General features: G+C 40.4%; 3 protein-coding genes. 2 read left to right on the top strand and 1 reads right to left on the bottom strand.

Going from position 1 to position 3,930, the window contains the following annotated elements:
- Window positions 1-644: radical SAM protein (locus ACM9H2_RS06025; RefSeq protein ID WP_415489237.1), on the bottom strand; the 644-nt coding region annotated here is incomplete at its 3' end.
- Between the two features lie 125 nt (window positions 645-769).
- Here ACM9H2_RS06025 and argS point away from each other — a divergent pair.
- A complete protein-coding gene (gene argS, locus ACM9H2_RS06020; RefSeq protein WP_415489235.1) occupies window positions 770-2,512 on the top strand; it encodes an arginine--tRNA ligase in 1,743 nt (580 codons plus the stop codon).
- Window positions 2,513-2,579: 67 nt separating this feature from the next.
- Window positions 2,580-3,830: a peptide chain release factor aRF-1 gene (prf1, locus tag ACM9H2_RS06015; RefSeq protein ID WP_415489233.1), complete on the top strand. Its 1,251-nt coding sequence runs from the start codon at window positions 2,580-2,582 to the stop codon at window positions 3,828-3,830.
- Window positions 3,831-3,930 lie beyond the last annotated feature (100 nt).

Here is a 3,930-nt window from a genome sequence, read left to right as displayed (position 1 = left end):
ACAGTTCTACAGGATTTTTTATGGAGAATATCCATGGTATCAATGAGTTGTTCCCATGCGTTTTTCTCAACAGGTCTTACAACTCTATCAAAAGTGGATCTCTCGGCTGCATCGACTGAAATGTATAATTGAGTGGGTTCACACTCTTTAATCATATCAGGATTTGTTCCATTAGAAACCAAAAAGGTAGACATATTACGGGAATGAAATTCCTCAATTAACTCGGGTAAATAGGGATATAGAGTAGGTTCCCCATCTAGAGAGATAGCGACATGTCGGGGGTTCATTGCTTGCTGAAACGTCTCTGGACTAACATGTTGATTTCCGCCGAAACCAGAGAGAATTTTTTTCTGTAGAATAATTGAAGCATCCGCGACAGCAGAGGGATCATCCCACTCGACATTATCGAGCTCGTAAGCATGGCCTCGGTGATCACGCCAACAAAAAACGCAGCGCTCGTTGCACTTGACAATTGGTGTCATTTGGATACATCGATGCGATTCAATGCCATAGAAAATATTTTTATAGCATTTTCCTTGTCCTCTCAATGCGTTTGCAGTCCAGCCGCAAGTCTGAGCGGCGGTATGCCCAATATGATGATAATTGGGGTAATCTACTTGTTTGGGTCCATCTGGGCAGCTCATATATACCAGACCGTGGTTCGCGGATGCCAAAAATAAAACGATCTCAGAGAGGGGGGAAATCTAAGTAAATATGAAATAGGAGACAAAGGGGTGATCTTTTATCAAACCGCGCATAAGGAAATATCATGCTCCTCGCAATGCGCAGCGAGGTGGAGAATGCATTTGAGTGTGTGTGTTCCCAACTTGACCTCCATATGAGTGATTTTGGACTGGAAGAGCCTCCAGAAGAGGTAGAGGCAATACTAGCCTCTAACATCGCATATCGTGTTCAAAAGGAAATGGGAAAGCCCCCTTCAGAAGTGGCAGGAAAAATTGTTAAATTGTTAGATTTAGAAAATTTCCAATATGTAGATAGAGTTTATGCAGAAGGACCATACATAAATTTTGTTCCATCGGCGAAATACTTTAAAGAAACGTTAGAAGGGGCCCAAGAAGAAAATTATGGCCAGTTTCAAAAGAGAGGGGAAACGGTGATCGTAGAACATACCAGTGCCAACCCAACGGGGCCAGTCCATGTGGGACGTGCTCGTAATCCAATCATAGGAGATTCAATATCTCGAATTTTATCCTTTGCAGGGTATCAAGTGGAGAGGCAATATTACGTGAATGATTCGGGGAAGCAAGTTGCAACGTTGATATGGGCATTCGAAAAATTTAACGAAAGGGACATGGGAGATCTAAAGAAGGATAGGGGGGATTATGACATAGTTCGGTATTATCAACTATCAAATGTGTATTTGGAGAATTCCTCTATTGAAGATAAAAATATTGCTGAACTTGAAATCGCAGATATTTTAGGAAAGATAGAGTCAGGGGATGAAGAGATATATCAGAAGCTAGTATCGATAACGGAGATGGTATTGGAGGGGATGAAAGAATGTTTGTATCGAATTTCTGTTGAATTTGATGAATTTATTCGGGAAACGAAATTTATCCAGGATGGGTCAGTTGATGAGATGGTAGATCGATTGAAACAGTTGGATTCTGCATTCCAAGAAGATGGGGCTTGGAAATTGGGTATTCCGGGAGAAGAAAAACCATTGGTATTCCTACGATCTGATGGTACTTCGTTGTATACAACTAGAGATTTATGTTATCATGAATGGAAACTTGAGAGGGCGGATAAAATTGTTACAATACTTGGAGAAGATCATAAATTTCAGGCTGAACAATTGACGAAAACATTGTCACTTTTAGGTGCAGAAACTAGTAGAATTCGTCAAGTGTTTTATTCATGGGTGAATCTTCCAGAAGGGGGGATGAGTACCCGAAAAGGTACGGGGATTAATTTAGATGATTTACTTGACGAATCGGTGAAAAGAGCTAGAGGGGAAGTTACGGCACGAGAAGGGTCGAGGATTAGAGAAATGGAACTAAAAAAATCAGATATAGACAGGATTTCGCGACAAATTGGAATTGGTGCAATTAGATGTGGAATTGTAGCCACCCAACCGGGGAAGGGAATAACATTTGATTGGGATGATGCACTGAGTTTTGAGAGACAAGGTGCCCCATATATGCAATATGTTCATGCACGTTGTTGTGGAATATTAGCAAAACAGAAATCGGATATACAAGGGGTAGATAGTACACTACTTAATTCTAAAGAAGAACTAGATCTATTACATGAAATTTCTCGATTGCCATTTGTTGTTTCATCCGCTGCAGAGGCACTGGAACCTCATCGTATTATAACATATGCACAAAAATTAGCAGAAAAATTCAATATATTTTATCGAGAATGCCCTGTATTGAAGGGTACAGATTCTGAGTTGATGGCGGCGCGCTTGTCATTGGTTACTGCGACAAAGAATGCCATGTCAAATTCATTATACCTGGTTGGGATTGAGTCGCCAGATTCCATGTAAAATATATTGAGAAGAGGTGTGAACCTGTGTCAATACTTACTTACGACATGAAAAGTTAGAGAAATCAATGGACAAAGAAGCGGATACGCCGGATGATCTTGATAAGCGCAAGTATGAGTTCAAACGGCTACTGGAGGATTATGAAGAACATACAGGTTCAGGTACTCAACTAGTAACGATCTATGTTCCAGAAGATAAACAAATTTCAGATGTGGTGTCTCACGTCACACAGGAGCACTCTCAAGCAGCAAATATTAAATCCAAAGATACACGCACGAATGTGACAAATGCCTTGGCATCTATCCGGGCCCGATTAAGATATTATAAGAAACCACCGACAAATGGAATGGTATTGTTTTCAGGTGCCGTGAATGTAGGTAGTGGGCAGACAGATATGGTTACAGAAATTTTTGAGAGCCCTCCTCAACCCATTCAAACGTTTCGTTACCACTGTGATTCTACATTTTTAACAGAACCACTTAGAGATATGTTGCTTGATGTAGGTTTGTATGGATTACTGGTATTAGATCGGAGGGAAGCACATGTTGGGTGGTTAAAAGGGAAACGAATTGAACCGGTAAAAGGCACAACATCACGTGTTCCGGGGAAACAGCGTAAGGGTGGTCAATCTGCGCAAAGGTTCCATCGACTACGGTTGGAGGCAATAGATCAATTTTATAAAGAGATAGCCGAGTTGGCAGGGGATCTTTTTGTCCCAGATAGATATGAATTGGATGGGATATTAGTAGGAGGGCCTTCCCCAACAAAGGATGAATTTTTAGAAGGTAATTACTTGCACCATGAGCTCCGCGAAAAGGTACTAGGAAAGTTCGATATATCATATACGGATGAATCGGGATTGCATGAATTGGTAAACGCAGCTACTGATGTGTTGGCTGGTGCTGCGATTGTTAAGGAAAAAATCGCTATGGAACGTTTTTTCAAAGAACTTCATCAAGGGGAGAAGGCTACTTATGGATTTATTCCAACACGTGAAAATCTAATTATGGGTGCCGTTGATAGACTTTTAATTTCTTCAGATCTTAGAAAAGATGTTATAAATATTGTATGCAAGAGTGGACATCAAAACTATGAGATAATAGAGAGTCGCTCGAAAAAAATAGAGAAAATCTGCTCAGAGTGTGGAGAAAAAATAGAACTCGTCGAGCGAGAAGATGTGGTGAAACATCTTATTGAACTTGCAGAATATAGAGGAACAGTAATTGAATTTGTTAGTACGGATTTTGAAGAGGGAAACCAATTGTTACATGCTTTCGGGGGTGTGGCGGGCGTGTTGAGATTTCCAACAAATATATAGATTAAGGACGAGGGGGAAATGAGATATCATTTAATTTATTTTTTAGATACCCTATAATTCGTCTTCTTTGATATGCAAGTTCTACCGAGAACCAGCAAAG

The sequence above is a fragment of the Candidatus Hikarchaeum yamanae genome (genome assembly GCF_009889665.1).
Lineage (GTDB): Archaea > Halobacteriota > Halobacteria > Halobacteriales > Hikarchaeaceae > Hikarchaeum > Hikarchaeum yamanae.
This window is presented reverse-complemented; position numbering and strand designations above follow the sequence as displayed.